Origin of the sequence: Propioniciclava soli (genome assembly GCF_014858005.1) — a bacterium.
Taxonomy (GTDB): Bacteria; Actinomycetota; Actinomycetes; order Propionibacteriales; family Propionibacteriaceae; genus Propioniciclava; species Propioniciclava soli.
In genome coordinates this window covers 1-505 of sequence record NZ_JACYOT010000058.1, presented here as the reverse complement: position 1 = coordinate 505, position 505 = coordinate 1, and the positions used below count along the sequence as shown (strand labels likewise).

Annotated in this window: 1 protein-coding gene; it reads left to right on the top strand. The window is 68.3% G+C overall.

Going from position 1 to position 505, the window contains the following annotated elements; all coding sequences use genetic code 11:
- Window positions 1-100 precede the first annotated feature (100 nt).
- On the top strand, window positions 101-505 hold a 405-nt coding region (locus IFY26_RS17570; RefSeq protein WP_232550300.1), incomplete at its 3' end, for a hypothetical protein.

Below are 505 nucleotides of genomic sequence, written 5' to 3'. Positions count from 1 at the left end.
TGCCGCGGCTGGTGCTTGCGGGTCGGACCGTGGCCAGGCCGGCGCATACAGTCGACGACAGCGCCGGACGGCGAACCGATGTCCCGGGAAAGAGCAAGGCATGACCCCAGCAATGAACTCCACGCGGCGCCTGAGCGCGAGGGCCGTCGCGCTCATCGGAACGGGGGCGGTGATTGCTTACGCGCTGCTCGCCGCGGTCCAGATCCTCGTGTGGAATCCGCAGGCTGCAGTCCCCGGCGTCGGTCTCGACCAGATATACGCGGACGTGGCCGCGACTGGCGAATCCATGGCTGCCGGGATGGTCATTGCCTTCCTGGCGGTCGGGCCCCTGCTGGCGATCGCGCTGCTAGTCGGCGCCTGGAGGCGGCCCGAGGGGCGGGCCAGTGTGGTGGGGGTCCCGTTCCTGGTTCTGCTGGCTTTGGGAGCCCCAGCCTATTTCTGGGCGAACTTCGGTCCGGGCATGGCCTTGGCCGACACGTTCTTCGTCAGCGGGGGTGATCATTCA